This is a genomic window from Aliiroseovarius sp. Z3 (assembly GCF_029105185.1).
Classification (GTDB): domain Bacteria; phylum Pseudomonadota; class Alphaproteobacteria; order Rhodobacterales; family Rhodobacteraceae; genus Aliiroseovarius.
The window spans coordinates 82,966-98,056 of the sequence record NZ_JAFMZK010000002.1 but is presented as its reverse complement, the minus strand read 5'-3'; the positions used below and the strand labels follow the sequence as shown (position 1 = coordinate 98,056).

Annotated in this window: 17 protein-coding genes; 9 read left to right on the top strand and 8 right to left on the bottom strand. The window is 59.4% G+C overall.

The features are described from left to right. Positions 1-71 precede the first annotated feature (71 nt). Both hemE and J3R80_RS03450 read left to right on the top strand, forming a co-directional pair. Positions 72-1,106, top strand: coding sequence for a uroporphyrinogen decarboxylase (gene hemE, locus J3R80_RS03455; protein ID WP_275392365.1), 1,035 nt, complete (start codon positions 72-74; stop codon positions 1,104-1,106). 141 nt (positions 1,107-1,247) lie between these two features. After that, positions 1,248-2,435 carry an MFS transporter gene (locus tag J3R80_RS03450; protein ID WP_275392364.1) on the top strand — a complete coding sequence of 396 codons (1,188 nt, stop codon included), beginning with the start codon at positions 1,248-1,250 and terminating at the stop codon, positions 2,433-2,435. On the opposite strand, the gene J3R80_RS03445 is transcribed toward J3R80_RS03450, so the two are convergent. Next, complete coding sequence (locus J3R80_RS03445; RefSeq protein WP_275392363.1) at positions 2,432-3,724, bottom strand: DEAD/DEAH box helicase; 1,293 nt, start codon at positions 3,722-3,724, stop codon at positions 2,432-2,434. The two genes, J3R80_RS03450 and J3R80_RS03445, sit on opposite strands and share 4 nt — an antisense overlap. Positions 3,725-4,110: 386 nt before the next feature. On the opposite strand from J3R80_RS03445, the gene J3R80_RS03440 reads away from it, so the two are divergent. Beyond that, on the top strand, positions 4,111-5,133 hold the full coding sequence (locus J3R80_RS03440) for an aspartate-semialdehyde dehydrogenase (RefSeq protein ID WP_275392362.1): 1,023 nt from the start codon (positions 4,111-4,113) through the stop codon (positions 5,131-5,133). Positions 5,134-5,246: 113 nt separating this feature from the next. On the opposite strand, the gene J3R80_RS03435 is transcribed toward J3R80_RS03440, so the two are convergent. From J3R80_RS03435 to J3R80_RS03410, 6 genes are all read right to left on the bottom strand, one after another. Further along, complete coding sequence (locus J3R80_RS03435) at positions 5,247-5,687, bottom strand: GNAT family N-acetyltransferase (RefSeq protein ID WP_275392361.1); 441 nt, start codon at positions 5,685-5,687, stop codon at positions 5,247-5,249. A gap of 71 nt (positions 5,688-5,758) precedes the next feature. Continuing rightward, complete coding sequence (locus J3R80_RS03430) at positions 5,759-6,292, bottom strand: SRPBCC family protein (protein WP_275392360.1); 534 nt, start codon at positions 6,290-6,292, stop codon at positions 5,759-5,761. Between the two features lie 47 nt (positions 6,293-6,339). Continuing rightward, positions 6,340-6,957, bottom strand: a complete 618-nt coding sequence (locus J3R80_RS03425) for a CDP-alcohol phosphatidyltransferase family protein (RefSeq protein WP_275392359.1) — start codon at positions 6,955-6,957, stop codon at positions 6,340-6,342. Between the two features lie 16 nt (positions 6,958-6,973). Next, a complete protein-coding gene (locus J3R80_RS03420) occupies positions 6,974-7,915 on the bottom strand; it encodes a phosphatidate cytidylyltransferase (RefSeq protein ID WP_275392358.1) in 942 nt (313 codons plus the stop codon). Next, positions 7,912-8,550: a lysophospholipid acyltransferase family protein gene (locus J3R80_RS03415; protein WP_275392357.1), complete on the bottom strand. Its 639-nt coding sequence runs from the start codon at positions 8,548-8,550 to the stop codon at positions 7,912-7,914. The genes J3R80_RS03420 and J3R80_RS03415 overlap by 4 nt, the downstream gene beginning before the upstream one ends. Positions 8,551-8,566: 16 nt before the next feature. Further along, entirely contained in the window at positions 8,567-9,214 is a 648-nt protein-coding gene (locus tag J3R80_RS03410) for a carbonic anhydrase (protein ID WP_275392356.1), read from the bottom strand. Positions 9,215-9,355: 141 nt separating this feature from the next. Between J3R80_RS03410 and J3R80_RS03405 the strand changes: the two genes are divergently transcribed. The 3 genes from J3R80_RS03405 (at position 9,356) to J3R80_RS03395 (ending at position 12,026) form a co-directional block, all read left to right on the top strand. Then, the gene (locus J3R80_RS03405) at positions 9,356-9,736 is read left to right on the top strand and encodes a hypothetical protein (protein WP_275392355.1); all 381 of its coding nucleotides are present in this window, start codon (positions 9,356-9,358) and stop codon (positions 9,734-9,736) included. Between the two features lie 86 nt (positions 9,737-9,822). Next, on the top strand, positions 9,823-11,205 hold the full coding sequence (locus tag J3R80_RS03400) for a leucyl aminopeptidase family protein (RefSeq protein WP_275392354.1): 1,383 nt from the start codon (positions 9,823-9,825) through the stop codon (positions 11,203-11,205). After that, positions 11,205-12,026: a C40 family peptidase gene (locus J3R80_RS03395; protein ID WP_275392353.1), complete on the top strand. Its 822-nt coding sequence runs from the start codon at positions 11,205-11,207 to the stop codon at positions 12,024-12,026. Before J3R80_RS03400 ends, J3R80_RS03395 begins: the two co-directional genes overlap by 1 nt. A 5-nt stretch (positions 12,027-12,031) precedes the next feature. Here the strand turns inward: J3R80_RS03395 and J3R80_RS03390 are convergent, their stop codons facing one another. Continuing rightward, complete coding sequence (locus J3R80_RS03390; protein WP_275392769.1) at positions 12,032-12,379, bottom strand: DUF2794 domain-containing protein; 348 nt, start codon at positions 12,377-12,379, stop codon at positions 12,032-12,034. A 318-nt stretch (positions 12,380-12,697) separates the two neighbouring features. Here J3R80_RS03390 and paaI point away from each other — a divergent pair, with 318 nt between their 5' ends. Genes paaI through J3R80_RS03375 form a run of 3 tightly spaced genes read left to right on the top strand, consistent with a single transcriptional unit; the run spans position 12,698 to position 15,054 of the window. Continuing rightward, positions 12,698-13,129, top strand: coding sequence for a hydroxyphenylacetyl-CoA thioesterase PaaI (paaI, locus tag J3R80_RS03385; RefSeq protein WP_275392352.1), 432 nt, complete (start codon positions 12,698-12,700; stop codon positions 13,127-13,129). Between the two features lie 35 nt (positions 13,130-13,164). Beyond that, positions 13,165-14,472: a phenylacetate--CoA ligase PaaK gene (gene paaK, locus J3R80_RS03380; RefSeq protein ID WP_275392351.1), complete on the top strand. Its 1,308-nt coding sequence runs from the start codon at positions 13,165-13,167 to the stop codon at positions 14,470-14,472. Between the two features lie 3 nt (positions 14,473-14,475). After that, positions 14,476-15,054 carry a TetR/AcrR family transcriptional regulator gene (locus J3R80_RS03375; protein WP_275392350.1) on the top strand — a complete coding sequence of 193 codons (579 nt, stop codon included), beginning with the start codon at positions 14,476-14,478 and terminating at the stop codon, positions 15,052-15,054. Positions 15,055-15,091: the final 37 nt, after the last annotated feature.

Genomic DNA, 15,091 nt, shown 5'->3' with positions numbered 1-15,091 from the left:
ACCCGTGCGCTTGACATCCTGCCGCCTGTGAGGGACCACGCTTGAAACGCCGACAGGAAAGGCCCGCACACATGACCCAGCAAAAGACCATTCTACGCGCACTTGCGGGCGAAACCTTGCCCACACCACCCATCTGGATGATGCGCCAGGCGGGACGGTATCTGCCTGAGTATCGCGCCACACGGGCCGAGGCCGGGGATTTTCTGAAGCTGTGCTATAACCCCGAACTGGCCGCCGAAGTGACCTTGCAACCCATCCGCCGTTACGGGTTTGACGCTGCTATCCTGTTTGCTGACATCCTGCTTGTCCCACAGGCCCTTGGGGCGGATCTGTGGTTTGTCACCGGTGAAGGTCCGCGCCTGTCGACGATCAGCAGCCAGTCGGATTTCGACAAGCTGGTGGGCAAGGATGATATTCACGAAACGCTGAACCCGATTTACGAGACCGTGCGCATTCTGCGCCGCGAATTGCCGGACGAAACCACGCTGATCGGATTTGCCGGAATGCCGTGGACGGTGGCGACCTATATGATCGCGGGGCAAGGCACCAAGGATCAGGGGCCGGCCCATGCGCTGAAGACTGAGAACCGGCCGCTGTTCGAGGCGGTGATGGACCGGCTGACCGAGGCGACCATTGAATACCTGTCCAAGCAGATCGAAGCGGGCGCCGAGGTGGTCAAGCTGTTCGACAGCTGGGCGGGGTCGCTAAACGGCGAGGATTTCCAAAAATACGCGGTCGAACCGGCGCGCGTGATCACACAGGCGTTGAAAAAGCGTCACCCTGGCATTCCGGTGATCGGCTTCCCGCGCGAGGCAGGCGACGGCTATACCGGCTTTGCCAAGGCCACGGGTGTGGATTGTGTGGCGCTGGACAATTCGGTCAGCCCGGATTGGGCGGCCAAACATGTTCAGGTCGACGGATGCGTGCAGGGCAATCTGGCCTCCAGCCACATGGTGACGGGCGGTCAGGCGTTGGTTGATGAGACCCGCAAGGTGGTCGAAGCGTTCAAGAACGGCCCGCACATCTTCAACCTGGGTCACGGGATCACGCCGGATGCGGACCCGGAAAACGTGCAGTTGATGATCGACACGGTTCGGGGCGGTTAAGTCGGATGGGGGCGTTGCCCCCGTGCGAAAGCCTAACGGCTTTCACCCTCCCCCAGGATATTTTCAGCCAGAAGAAGCGGGTGGGCTTGCCAAGTCTGCTGGCCCCGTGTCTTCTGCGCGGGTTGTCGAAAGGATGCCGGAATGCGGCTTGGTATTGCCACCCTGATCATCGCCTATGTGCTCAGCCAGTTCTATCGCGCTTTTCTGGCGGTGATGACGCCTGCGTTGAAAGCTGATCTGGGCGCGACTCCCGAGGATTTGGCGCGCGCCTCTGGCGCTTGGTTTCTGGTGTTTGCGCTGATGCAAATTCCGGTCGGTTGGGGATTGGATAATATCGGCCCGCGTAAGGTGGCCGCTGGGTTGTTGGCGCTTGGCGGGGCTGGAGGGGCCGCGTTATTTGCTGTCGCCAGCACGCCAGATCACATTCTTTATGCGATGGTTCTGATCGGGATCGGGTGTTCTCCGGTCCTGATGGCCAGTTATTTCATCTTCGCGCGCATGTATTCACCGGCAGTCTTTGGCACTTTGGCCGGGATGGTGATCGGCTTTGGGTCGCTGGGCAATATCGCGGGTGCATTGCCCATGGCGCTGGCCGTCGAGCAGTTTGGCTGGCGCGCGTGCCTGTGGGCCTTGGCGGCTGTGACGCTGGTGGTCGCGGCGCTGATCATGGTGACGGTCGATAATCCGCCCAAGGTCACAGCAGAAGACGGCGCAAAGAAAGGGTCTGTGCTTGACCTTTTGAAGATGCCCGCGCTTTGGGCGATCTTTCCGATCATGTTCGTGAACTACACCGCTGCCGCAGGCCTGCGCGGCAGTTGGGCCGGACCTTATTTGCGCGATGTCTACGGGCTGGACACGACCGGGATTGGCTGGGCCACAATGGCCATTGCCTTGGCGATGGTGATCGGCAGCTTTGCCTATGGCCCTCTGGATCGAATTTTCAAAACACGTAAATGGGTGATCTTTCCGGGCAACCTGATTGCCGTGGCATTGGTCTTCCTGCTTTGGGCGGCCCCGGATGCAGGCGTTTGGCGCGTATCACTGACCATGGCAGCCATTGGCCTTTTTGCGGCAAGCTTCCCATTGATCATGGCGCATGGGCGCAGCTTCTATCCGCCCCATCTTGTCGGGCGGGGCGTCACGCTGATGAATATGTTCGGGATCGGCGGCGTGGGAATATTCCAGTACGCTTCGGCCAGCGTCTTCAAATCCGCGCAAGGCCCCGATGTGTCGGTCACGGCCCCCTATCAGGCCGTGTTCCTGTTCTTCGCGGTGCCGGGATTGATCGGCTGTCTGCTGTATCTGTTCAGCCAGGACCGCACAGACTAGGCGGATTTGCGAGGCCGGCGACGGCGGCGCTTTCCGGCGCCTGCGTTCGGATTGGCCGAGGGCTTCGGCCCCTGCTGCGAAGCGCCGCGCGGTTTGCGACCGCCGCCAGCACCGCGACGTCCTCCGCCTTGACTGCGCTGCGGGCGTTTCTCTTCGGCGGGGCGTTTGCCGCCAAGGACCGGAATCTCGATCTTCATGACTTTCTCGATGTCACGCAGCAATCCAAGTTCGACGCCCGAAACGAAGGAAATCGCATCCCCATCCGCGCCAGCACGCGCGGTACGGCCAATGCGGTGCACATAGTTATCGGCGACCTCGGGCAGGTCGAAATTGTAGACGTGGCTGACGCCCGGAATGTCGATGCCACGGGCGGCCACATCGGTGGCGACCAGAATACGCGCCTCGCCCGACCGGAAGGCGGCAAGAGCGCGGTCACGTTGGCCCTGGCTTTTGTTGCCGTGAATGGACACGGCCTTGAACCCTTCGGCCACCAACTGTTTCATCAACTTCTCGGCCCCGTGCTTGGTGCGTGAAAACACCAATGACAACGCGTCCTTATCATGGCCCAGCAGATCAATCAGAAGCGAGATCTTTTCGTTGCGACCGGGGACATAATATAGTCCTTGTGTCACCTTGTCGGCCGCCTTGCCCGGAGGCGAAACCTGCACCTTGGCCGGGTCGGTCAGATAGGCGCGCGACAACTCCTCCATCTGCTTCGGCATGGTGGCGGAAAACAGCATAGTCTGGCGCGGCGTGCCCAGTTCGGGCGCAATCCGGCGCAGCGCATGAATGAACCCCATGTCGAGCATCTGGTCCGCTTCATCGAGCACGAGGAAGGTCGCGGTGTCCAAGCGGATCGCCCTACGATCCAACAAGTCGATCAAGCGGCCCGGCGTCGCCACCAGAATGTCGATCCCCGGCGCCAACATGCTGATCTGTTTGTTGATCGACATGCCGCCGACAACGGTGCGCACCTTCAGATGTGTGCCCTGCACATAGGCGCGCAAGTTTTCGGCGATCTGGTTCACCAGCTCGCGGGTTGGCGCAAGGATCAGCGCCTTGACCGATTTGGGTTGCCGCTTGTCATGGTTGCGCAAAAGCTGATGGATCAGGGGAAGCCCGAAGGCGGCGGTCTTGCCGGTGCCGGTTTGGGCAAGACCCATCACGTCCCGGCCCTCAAGCACCAGCGGGATGGCTTTGATCTGGATCGGGGTCGGTGTTTGATAACCGGCGTCGGTCACGGTCGTGACCAGCTTCGGGTCAAGCCCGAGCTCTGCAAATTTTGTCATAATCGTCTTTCTGGCGCGCATAGCCGCACGCCGCTGTCACACGGGTCGGGGCTTGATGCCCATCGCATTGGTTGCGGCAAGTGCTCGCGCCGGACCGATTGCCCACTGCGCCGACTGGCCGTCAGAACCCCGCGTGATTTGGGAACTTGTGGAAAGGGGCATATCGCCCGAACTCTGCCTGCCTCACTACTCTGGGGCGGGTCGCTCACGCGTCGACCGGACAGATTGCGCCCGTATCACAGCGAAAAGCACACAAGTCAACGACAAAACATGGCAGATCGCGCGTATGACGCTTTCGCGCACGCGGCAATTGCGCTATGGACGCCCTCGGTCTGACCAGACTCACAAGGGGTTTGGCGGGGCCGAATGACATATAGGAGGCCGTGATGGGCTATAAAATCGCTGTCGTTGGTGCCACGGGGAACGTGGGCCGCGAGATGCTGAACATTCTGGCAGAACGCCAGTTTCCTGTGGACGAGATTGTTGCGCTTGCGTCGCGCCGGTCGCTCGGCACCGAGGTCAGCTTTGGCGATACCACCCTGACCACCAAGGACCTGGACGCGTTCGATTTCACGGGCTGGGACATGGCGCTGTTCGCCGTAGGGTCCGAGGCCACCAAGAAATACGCCCCCAAGGCGGCCGCTGCAGGGTGTGTCGTGATCGACAACTCGTCGCTCTATCGCTACGATCCCGACATCCCGCTGATCGTGCCCGAGGTGAACCCGCAGGCGATCCACGACTACAAGAACAAGAACATCATCGCGAACCCCAACTGCTCGACCGCACAGATGGTTGTGGCGCTGAAGCCCCTGCATGACCGCGCGAAGATCAAGCGCGTTGTCGTGTCGACCTATCAGTCGGTGTCGGGCTCGGGCAAGGACGCGATTGATGAGCTGTGGAACCAGACCAAGGGCATGTACGTGCCGGGTCAGGAAGTCGAGCCGAAGGTTTACCCCAAGCAGATCGCCTTCAACGTGATCCCGCATATCGACGTCTTCATGGATTCGGGTGACACCAAGGAAGAATGGAAGATGATCGCCGAGACGAAGAAAATCGTCGATCCGTCGATCAAGGTCACCGCGACCTGTGTGCGGGTGCCGGTGTTCGTGGGCCATTCGGAATCGGTGAACATCGAAACCGAGGAGTTTCTGGACGAGGATGAAGCCCGCGACATCCTGCGCGAAGCGCCCGGTATCCTGGTCGTCGACAAGCGTGAAAGCGGCGGCTATGTGACGCCTGTGGAATGCGTTGGCGATTTCGCCACCTTCATCAGCCGCATCCGTCAGGACGTGACCGTCGACAACGGTCTGAACTTCTGGTGCGTGTCGGACAACCTGCGCAAAGGCGCGGCCCTGAACGCCGTGCAGATCGCCGAACTTCTGGGCCGTGAGGTCCTGAAAAAGGGCTGAATGCTCATAACGAGGTTACTGTGAAAGCCCTGCCTTTGGTGGGGCTTTCTTATGTTGGGGTACGGCTGCTCTGAGGCCAAAGGGGCTGCCACGATTACTTTCTCTCTGCGTTTTCAGATCTTGATAATATGAGTGGCGTTTTCTTCATCTGTACGACTGAATCCTAGCGCTTCATAAAACTTGTCTGCGTTCCGATCAGATGTGCGAAGCCTGATGCTGCTAAATGCGGGTTTGCTGCGCTCCAAGAGGTTATGAACAAGCGCGCTGGCTACTCCTGCTCTCCTGTTGCGCTTCAAAATATAAACGTGCCTAAGACGTCCAACCTTTTGATCTATGTAAGGATCGACGTTGATCCCCCCGCATCCCACAAGCTCTCCGTCAAGAAATACACCACAAAAACATTCACCTTTTTCATTGAAGCCATTTTCACCAGATTTGGCTTCTTGAATCAGTCGATCAACGAACGCATAGCCCTGCTCTTCAGCTTCTACAGCAAGCTTCACAAGCTGTTTCGCTTCTGGGTCGATAGGAATAATTCTTCTCTTACTAGGCATGACTTGATCATATCGTTGACAACTGGCGACTGTCAGCTAACTGCCGCCAAGCAGTCTTAGACACCCTTCTCTCACCCGCCCTCGACCAAGCCCTTCAGATTGGCCAAGCCTTTTTCGTAATCGGCACCGATCCACCCGTCGAACATCAACCCCATCCAACGCGCAAGCGGGTTCATGCCCAGTTTCGTATGGAACCCCCATGTCACCGCCGTCCCGCCTTCGGCGGGTTCCAAATCGAAATAGGCGTTTGCGAGTCCTTGAGGGCCAAAATCAAGCGCGGTTTCAACCCGTTCGTTGGGAATGCTGGCGGTGATGACCTGCATACCTTTTCCCACGCTCGGTTCATCAGAAGCCCAACGCAGTGTATTGCCCACGCCTTCTTCTGGCCCGTCATAGCTCAGCTCGACGTTTGGATCGCGCGACAACCAAGGCGACCATGCCTCGGTGGCTTGCATCGAGTTGACATGCGGGAACACATCTTCTGCCGGGGCCGATATGACCGTTGAACGACTGACCGTCACCTCGGACGGCAGCAGATATGCAATCGCGATAAGGGCGACCACAACAATGGCGAACCCTTTCAACAAGCCAATTACGAGTTTCATGGGCAATCCTCTCCATACAATGGGTGAAGGATAGCACGGTTTGAGGTTTAACGCGATTTCAGCTCAGCAATCATGCGTTTGCCACGCCGAAGTGCTGTAAACGCGGTGCCCAGAAAAATGACCCATAGCGCAAGCTCCAGAGTATTTAATCCGAAAACAACAGGTGCAAACACCGCGATGATCGCGGCCAGCGTCGCCAGCGCCATCCGGTGCTGTTTCGCCATCGGCCCCGCGAAATCCGCTTCCAACCCCTGCGCAACACCCGCCTCGCGGGTATAGGCCGTCAGCACAGCCATCGTGGCGGCCGCCCAGCCCAGCGCAGGCGCTCCAACGCCAAGCCCGATGCCCACAAGGATCAGAATGTCTGCATAGCGGTCCGGTGCCTCGTTCCAAAATGGACCATCTGGTTCAGCACGCCCCCCTTCGACGGCAACCATCCCGTCAAACAGGTTGCACAACAGGCGCCCCTGCACCGACAGCGCGGCGATGATCAGCCAGACTGCCGATGCCCCGCCCGACAGCCAGAAGGCCACCCCTGCAAACATCGCGCACAGGATAGACGCCTGGCTGATCTGGTTCGGCGTGATATCTTTCTGCGCAAGCCAGGCGGCGGCGCGTTGCGCCCATTTGCGGTCGCGGGTTGCGATGGGACGACGTTGTGCCATGAGACCTCGAACTAACTCAGACGACGGACCAGAAATAGCGCGTCAGGTGGAAAAAGATGGGGGCGGAAAAGACAACGCTGTCCAATCGGTCGATGAAGCCGCCATGACCTGCGATCAGATGCCCCCAGTCCTTCACCCCTTTGTCGCGCTTGATCGCGGACATCACAAGACCTCCGAAAAAGCCCATCAGCGTGATGATCAGCGACAGGCCTGCTGCCTCAAGCGGGGTGAACGGCGTCATCCACCAAAGTCCGGCACCAACCAACGAGGCGCTGAGGACGCCGCCCACAAACCCCTCCCACGTCTTCGAGGGCGACAAGCGCGGCGCGATCTTGTGACGTCCAATCAGCTTGCCCCAGACATATTGCAGCACATCCGACAACTGAACCACGACCACAAGAAACGCGACCAGCAGCACATTCTTGCCCTCGTATCCGGGGATGTTCAGCGACAGAAGTGCCGGAACATGGCTGGCGGCAAAGACGCAGATCATCAGGCCCCACTGGGTTTCTGCAACGCGGGTTAGAAACCCATCCGTGTCGCCATGAACAGCCATGATTATCGGCAACAAAAGGAAGGCATAGACCGGGATGAACACCGAAAACATGCCATACCAGTCCGCCCAGATCAGGATGTACTGCACCGGCAGGATCACGAAAAAGCTGACCACCAAAGCCCAATGGTCGGCGCGTCGCTTGGCGGTCAGGGTCAGAAACTCGCGCAGTCCCGCGAAGCTGAGCAGCGCGAACAGGATAACGACACCCGCCTGTCCCCCCAGCATCGCCAGCGCCAGCAAGACAACCATGCCCCACCAAGCGTTGATCCGCGCCACAAGGTTGTCGATCACCTCGTTATCCGGCCCCATCCGTGCTTTCAGCACCTGCCCAATGACCGAGGCAATGATCAAGATGGCAAGCACCCCACCGATCAGGGTGGTAAATTCAGCCGGAGCACTCATCGGGCGACCTCTTCTGCAACAGCGATCAGGGCAGCTTCGGCGCGCGCCAGAAAGGCTGCCTTGTCCTCATTCTCGATAACGGAAAGCGGCTCACCAAATGTGACCGAGCACAAAAGCGGCACCGGGATCACCTTGCCCTTCGGCATGACCGAGGTCAGGTTATCAATCCATGTCGGCACAAGCTCCACATCGGGTCGCGCTTGGGACAGGTGGTAAAGCCCCGGTTTGAAAGGCAAAAGCGTGTCATCCGTCATGTTACGCGTGCCTTCGGGAAACAGGATCAGGCTGGCGTTGTCATCCAATGCAGCAACCATTTGGCTGATGGGGTCTTCGCGGCGGGTGTTCGGGTTGCGATCGATCAGAACCGCATTGAAAACTTCGCGCCCGATAAAGGTCTTCGACCGACCCTTCAGCCAGTAATCCGCTGCCGCGACCGGTCGCGTGCGCGCGCGGAGCGCGGGCGGCAGCACCGTCCAGATCAGCACGAAATCACCGTTCGAGCTGTGATTGGCAAAATAGATGCGCTGGCGTGGCGCGGGTTCGACCCCCTGCCACACCCCGCGAACAGCCGTTACCAGACGCGCAAAAAGCGCGATGGCATTGCCGACCAGCAGGGGGAAAGCATCACGAAGCATCGGCCCGGTAGGCGGATCAGACGGGTCGGAAAGACTTGGCCTTGGCGTCGTAATACTCCAACCCGCCTTCGCCAATGTCATTCCACAACCCGTGCAGCGTCAGCTTGCCCTCGGCCACCGCGTCCTGAACGAATGGGAAGGTCAGCAGGTTCTCCAACGAGACGAGCACGGCTTCTTTTTCAAGTGTCGCACTGTCAATCTCGGCGTCATTGCCCCCAAGGCGTTCATATCCGGGCTTCAGAATATCGATCCAGCGCCCGACAAAGGACGTTTTCTCGGCCAATTCCGGCGCGCGCCCATGACAACGTTCGTGAAACCCTTTCACGCCGCCGCAGCTGGAATGACCAAGCACGATCAGGTGGGCGACCTTCAGGGCGGTCACGGCATATTCGATCGCCGCCGATGTGCCGTGATAATCGCCATCCGGCGCATAAGGTGGAACAAGGTTGGCGATGTTGCGGTGAATGAAGAACTCACCCTGATCCGCGCCGAAAATGGCAGTGACGTGAACCCGGGAATCACAGCAGGAAATCACCATGGCGCGTGGATGCTGCCCTTGGTCGGCCAGTTGACGATACCAGGATTGATTATCGGCATAACCCGTGGCTTTCCAGCCTTGATAGCGTTGCACAAGGTATGATGGCAGTGGTTGCGCGCGTTCCATGGTGTCCTCCGATTTCAGTTGCCCAGTGTTTAAGTGGCAATCGTATGTAATTCGAGGAAATTTTGCAGCATCCATATACGATTTCTTGAGGCCGTTACGTCACAATCGCCACGAGAGGGAACTATTATCAGGGGTGAACAGGTGACTGTCGTTGTTAAGTTATGCCATCGGGAAACCGTGCGGCTGGATCGCGCGCAATTGGAACGCATGTATGTGCAATGGGGTCCGGTGCGGGCCGACAAAGAAGTCAATCAGGCGCTTGAGGATCTGGCGATCGGCATGGCCGATGTGCAAAAAGCGCACCGGCAGGGGCGCCTTGAGGATTTGCGCGAACAGGTGCGCAACCTGATCGGGATTGCCAACAAAATCGGCATGACAAGCCTTGGCCGGGTCGCCCGCGATGTGCTCGATCTGTCCGCGACATCGGACGTCGCGGCGTTCAATGCAACGATCGCCCGGCTGGGCAGGATCAGCGAACGAAGTCTGATCGCCGTATGGGATATTCAGGACATGTCGCTCTAAGCGGTTCCCAGCCGGCGTGCGGCTTTGCCTTGCGGTGCGGTACAGGGGCGTTAAGTTGGCGTCGCAACAACATCGCCGAGGCAAAGATGACGCTTACATTCGCCCCCGAAACCCCTGACGCCATCCCTTTGATTGCAATCGAAAAAGGCGATGAAACCGTTCTGAGCGCCCTGCCGGAACCCGCACGGGTCTGGGCCCGTGCAAATGGCTTTCAGGGTGCATTGGGTGAGGTTCTTGTCGTCCCGGACGAGGAAGGCGTACCTGCACTGGCCCTGGTCGGGAACGGAGACGAAGCGTCGCGCGCGCGCAGCCGCTTTGGCATGGCGGCGGCGCGCGCCAAGCTGCCCAAAGGCACCTATCGCCTGCAACACGCACTGGAGCCAACGGCACTGGAAGAAGCGGCGCTTGGTTGGCTTCTTGAAGGGTATCGGTTCGATAAATATGCCGATCAGAAACGACCCGAGGCAATGATCGTCGCGCCTGATGGGATCGACGCAAAGCGACTGGAGGTGATCGCCGCAGGTGAAGCGTTAACCCGCGACCTGATCAACACCCCGACCGAGGATATGGGGCCGGATCAACTGGAACAGGCCATCGCTACGCTTGCCAGGGATCACGGTGCCAAGGTGGCTGTTACCAAGGGTGACGCACTGCTGACCGACAATTTCCCGATGATCCACGCCGTGGGCCGCGCGGCGGAGCGTGCACCGCGGTTGATTGATTTGCGCTGGGGGGACGCTGGCCCAAATCTGACCCTCGTTGGCAAGGGCGTGTGTTTCGACACGGGTGGCCTGAACTTGAAACCCGGCGCATCCATGGGCCTGATGAAGAAGGACATGGGCGGCGCAGCCACCGTGTTGGGTCTGGCACAGATGATCATGGCGCTTGGGCTGAAGATACAGCTTCGGGTTTTGATCCCGGCGGTTGAAAACGCCGTCGCGGGCAATGCGTTTCGCCCGGGGGACATCCTGACCTCGCGCAAGGGCCTGACGGTTGAGGTGAACAACACGGACGCCGAAGGGCGTCTGGTTCTGGCTGACGCGTTGGCGCTGGCGGATGAAGAAACACCTGATCTGATCATCTCGATGGCGACCTTGACCGGCGCTGCGCGGGTCGCCGTTGGCCCGGACCTGTCGCCCTTTTATGCGACCCGACCAGAGGATGCTGATGCGTTGCGCAAAGGGGCCGCTGCTGCCGCTGACCCGGTGTGGGAGATGCCTTTCTGGAAGCCCTATGAGGCCATGATCGAACCCGGCATCGCCGATCTGGACAACGCACCCAAGGGGGGATTTGCAGGCTCGATCACCGCGGCACTGTTTCTGAACCGGTTTGTCACCGACACCCAGCGTTATATGCATTTCGACATTTATGGCTGGAACCCGACCGCCGCCCCTGCCCGCCCGAAAGGCGGGGTGGGAATGGGCGCCCGCGCGCTTTTGGCGGCCTTACCTGATATGTTGGAGCTGTAATGGACCCGCGTCTGACCCCCGCCAATTCCCGCATCGCGCATGAAAGCCTGCGCGGTCAAATCGATGCCCCCGCATATACGCAAGGCAAATGGCGACGTGTGGCCGCTGGTGTCGTCGATATCCTGAAAGCCCCCAACGGCCCGCGCAACCGTCAGACTTTGTGGGGCGAACGTGTGCTGGAGCTGGAAAACCACGACGGGTTCGCTTTCGTTCAGGCCGAAAAGGATGGCTATGTCGGGTATATCGCCTCGGCCTGCCTGATGGACGACGCACAGGCAACGCATTGGGTCAGCAGTCTTGGCACGCACCTGTATCCCGCCCCCGATATGAAGCAACACGAGGTTGATACGTTGTCGTTCGGTGCGCGCCTGACGATCGTGGGCGCGGTCAACCGGTTCTTGGAAACCGACACCGGGCAATTCGTTCCGACATCGCATCTCAGCCCCGTAGGGGCGCGTTGTGAGGACACGGTCGCGAACGCGGAGTTATTTTTAGGCACGCCCTACTTATGGGGGGGCAACTCGCGCGCAGGCATCGACTGTTCGGGGCTGGTTCAGGCCGCGCTTTTGGCAGTTGGCCATGATTGCCCCGGCGACAGCGATATGCAGGAAGGTCTGGGCAGCGCGATTGCTGATGACACGCCGCTTGAGCGCGGGGATCTGCTGTTTTGGAAAGGTCATGTTGCTCTGGTGGTCGATCAGGCCCGAATGATCCACGCCAACGCCTTTCACATGGCCGTTGCCTATGAAGAGATTGACGCCGGTATCGCCCGGATTGAGACCCAGGGCGACGGGCCGGTTACAGCACGCCGACGGCTTTGACGCCTTTAGTCGACAGCGCGGATCAGCTTGCGTTCCAGCACCCTAAGGACGGCCTGTAAATCGCTGCCACGTTTCAGGATGCGCCCATCCATGCCGATCACCGCATATTGCCCCTGCCGGTTGCGCAGCTTGGGGCGCTTTTCGATCCGGTACAGGGGGGTTTCTGCTGTGCGCCGAAAGACCGAGAAAACTGCGACCTCGCGCAGAAAGCTCATTCCATAGTCGCGCCATTCACCAGCGGCGACCATGCGACCATACAGGCCCATGATGATGCCAAGTTCCCTACGGTGAAAGACAACTTGGTCGGCTGGCTGGCCTTGCCCGGGAAAGGGCGTCAGGTTTTGCATGTTCATACGCTCAGCTTGCCGATCAATGGTAAACAAATCAATCCCTGCCCAGATTTGGTCGCGTTTTCGTGCGGAAGAAACCACAACGCTTCCTTTTTGACGCCGCGTTAACCCGCGATAACAAAACCCGTAGAGAGAGCGAAAGCTCAACCCGGTGCCGTGGTAACAGCCCCCACCCAGTTTGCGGCACCGGGCCTACGTTTCAGGTCTTCCCGATTTGTCGTAGCGTGTTGCCGTGCATATTCATGTGTCCGGCTGCCTCACAACACTATTGACCGAACGGTCGGCTTTGTGCATCCTCAGGCAAGCAGACCCGGGGGGAACATGACACCACAAGACCGTGCAGAACGCGCCGCCAAGGTGATGTGGGATGATGATCCCGCTTCGCAAGGTCTGGGCATGTCATTGGACCAGATTGGCCCCGGCACCGCCGTGATCTCGATGACGGTGCGCGCTGATATGGCCAATGGGCATGGGATTTGCCATGGCGGGTTCATTTTCGCCCTGGCCGACAGCGCCTTTGCCTTTGCCTGCAACAGCTATAACCATCGCGTGGTCGCCCAGCACAATTCGATCACTTATCTGGCACCGGGAAAACTGGGCGAACGTCTGGTGGCCACGGCTCGCGAAGCAAGCCGCGCCGGTCGATCCGGCATCTATGACGTGACCGTGACCGGAGAAGACGGGCGCAACGTGGCCCTGTTCCGCGGCCACTCGCGCCAGATCAGCGGCACACATTTCGACGAGAACGATTGACATGACGCGGGACACCGTCCCGCCGGAGGAGAGATATGAAAGACCTGACGCCCCGCAAGGAAGATCTGGATCCGATCGAAATCGCATCCCGAGACGAGATCGCCGCCACCCAACTTGAGCGCATGAAATGGTCATTGAAACACGCCTATGACAATGTGCCGTTCTATCGCAAAAGTTTCGATGACGCGGGTGTGCATCCTGACGATCTGAAGACGCTGGCGGATCTGGCCAAGTTCCCCTTCACCGTCAAGCAGGACCTGCGCGACAACTATCCCTTTGGCCTGTTCGCTGTCCCACGCCAGCAAATCGCACGCGTTCATGCAAGCTCGGGCACCACGGGGCAGCCAACCGTTGTGGGCTACACCGCGAATGACCTGAAAATGTGGTCGGGCGTGGTTGCCCGCTGCATGCGCGCCTCGGGCCTGCGTCCGGGGGATGTGCTGCACAACGCCTATGGCTATGGGTTGTTCACCGGCGGTCTGGGCGTGCATGGCGGTGCGGAAGCGGCTGGCCTGACCGTTGTGCCCGTGTCTGGCGGTATGACTCAGCGCCAGGTACGTCTGATTGAGGACTTCCGCGCCGATGGCATCACCGTGACGCCATCCTACGCGCTGTCCATTCTGGACGAATATGCCAAACAAGGACTGGATCCGCGCAAAAGCCCGCTGAAGGTCGGCATATTTGGCGCTGAACCCTGGACCAACAACATGCGCCGCGAGATCGAAGACGCGTTCGACATGCACGCGGTCGACATTTACGGCCTGTCGGAAGTCATCGGGCCGGGCGTGGCCAATGAATGTGTGGAGACCAAAGACGGGTTGCACATCTGGGAAGACCACTTCTATCCTGAGATCATCAACCCCGAGACCGGCGAGGTCTGCGAGGATGGTGAACTGGGCGAGCTGGTGTTCACCTCGTTGACCAAAGAAGGTTTCCCGATCATCCGCTATCGCACCCGCGACCTGACGCGTCTGTTGCCGGGCACCGCGCGCTCGATGCGCCGGATGGAGAAGATCACCGGCCGCTCGGATGACATGATCATCCTGCGCGGCGTCAATGTCTTCCCGACACAGATCGAAGAACAGCTGATGGACGTGCCTGCGCTCAGCCCGCATTTCCAGATCGAACTGACCCGCCCGGGCCGCATGGACGAGATGCATGTCCATGTCGAAATGGCCGAAGGTATGCCGCAAGAAGGGGCCGAAGCTGCCGCCCGCGCATTGTCGGCCAAGATCAAATCCAACGTTGGCGTCAGTGCCAAGGTGCATGTCGCCGAGGGCGGCAAGGTTGCACGAAGCGAGGGTAAGGCTGTAAGGGTCGTTGATAAACGCCCGAAGGAGTAATCCATGCCACGTGGGATCGCCCGTGATCACGAAGAAAAGCGCGCTGCCATTCGCAAGGGGGCAGCGGCCTATTTCGCCGAGCATGGGTTCGACCGGGCCTCTATGACGGCCGCCGCAAAGCACTGTGGGGTCTCGAAGGCGCTGATCTATCACTACTACGACAGCAAAGAGGCGCTGCTTTTCGATATTCTTGACACCCATCTATCCGGTCTTGTGGCCAAGGTTGAAGCTGCCCCCCGGACCGACGGGTTGCGCGGGCTTGTGCGGGCCATCCTTCACGCTTATCGCGGCGCCGATGCCGAACACAAACTGCAACTGGACAGTCTTTCGGTTTTGGAACCGGATCAGCAGGCTCCTTTGATCGACCTTCAGCGCCGTTTGATCGACATGATGGGTGCCGCCCTGCAAAACGAAGCACCCGATGCGTTTATCGGCAACGGTAATCTGCGCGCCGTGACGATGTCGGTTTTTGGTATTCTGAACTGGTATTACATGTGGAACCGACCCGGAAAAGGATTGGACCGCGACGAATATGCCGACCTTGTCACCGACTTGGTTATGGGTGGCATCCACGCGTTGTAACGCGAAGCATGATCCAGAAAGCCGCGTTCACGACCCT

Excerpts from the sequence above, each read along its gene's own strand:
- J3R80_RS03440 (WP_275392362.1), top strand. The coding sequence starts at position 4,111 with ATGGGCTATAAAATCGCTGTCGTTGGTGCCACGGGGAACGTGGGCCGC.
- J3R80_RS03375 (WP_275392350.1), top strand. The coding sequence starts at position 14,476 with ATGCCACGTGGGATCGCCCGTGATCACGAAGAAAAGCGCGCTGCCATT.
- J3R80_RS03420 (WP_275392358.1), bottom strand. The coding sequence starts at position 7,915 with ATGAGTGCTCCGGCTGAATTTACCACCCTGATCGGTGGGGTGCTTGCC.
- J3R80_RS03425 (WP_275392359.1), bottom strand. The coding sequence starts at position 6,957 with ATGGCACAACGTCGTCCCATCGCAACCCGCGACCGCAAATGGGCGCAA.
- J3R80_RS03390 (WP_275392769.1), bottom strand. The coding sequence starts at position 12,379 with ATGAACATGCAAAACCTGACGCCCTTTCCCGGGCAAGGCCAGCCAGCC.
- hemE (WP_275392365.1), top strand. The coding sequence starts at position 72 with ATGACCCAGCAAAAGACCATTCTACGCGCACTTGCGGGCGAAACCTTG.
- paaK (WP_275392351.1), top strand. The coding sequence starts at position 13,165 with ATGAAAGACCTGACGCCCCGCAAGGAAGATCTGGATCCGATCGAAATC.
- J3R80_RS03415 (WP_275392357.1), bottom strand. The coding sequence starts at position 8,550 with ATGCTTCGTGATGCTTTCCCCCTGCTGGTCGGCAATGCCATCGCGCTT.
- J3R80_RS03430 (WP_275392360.1), bottom strand. The coding sequence starts at position 6,292 with ATGAAACTCGTAATTGGCTTGTTGAAAGGGTTCGCCATTGTTGTGGTC.
- J3R80_RS03450 (WP_275392364.1), top strand. The coding sequence starts at position 1,248 with ATGCGGCTTGGTATTGCCACCCTGATCATCGCCTATGTGCTCAGCCAG.
- J3R80_RS03395 (WP_275392353.1), top strand. The coding sequence starts at position 11,205 with ATGGACCCGCGTCTGACCCCCGCCAATTCCCGCATCGCGCATGAAAGC.
- J3R80_RS03445 (WP_275392363.1), bottom strand. The coding sequence starts at position 3,724 with ATGACAAAATTTGCAGAGCTCGGGCTTGACCCGAAGCTGGTCACGACC.
- J3R80_RS03435 (WP_275392361.1), bottom strand. The coding sequence starts at position 5,687 with ATGCCTAGTAAGAGAAGAATTATTCCTATCGACCCAGAAGCGAAACAG.
- J3R80_RS03400 (WP_275392354.1), top strand. The coding sequence starts at position 9,823 with ATGACGCTTACATTCGCCCCCGAAACCCCTGACGCCATCCCTTTGATT.
- J3R80_RS03410 (WP_275392356.1), bottom strand. The coding sequence starts at position 9,214 with ATGGAACGCGCGCAACCACTGCCATCATACCTTGTGCAACGCTATCAA.
- paaI (WP_275392352.1), top strand. The coding sequence starts at position 12,698 with ATGACACCACAAGACCGTGCAGAACGCGCCGCCAAGGTGATGTGGGAT.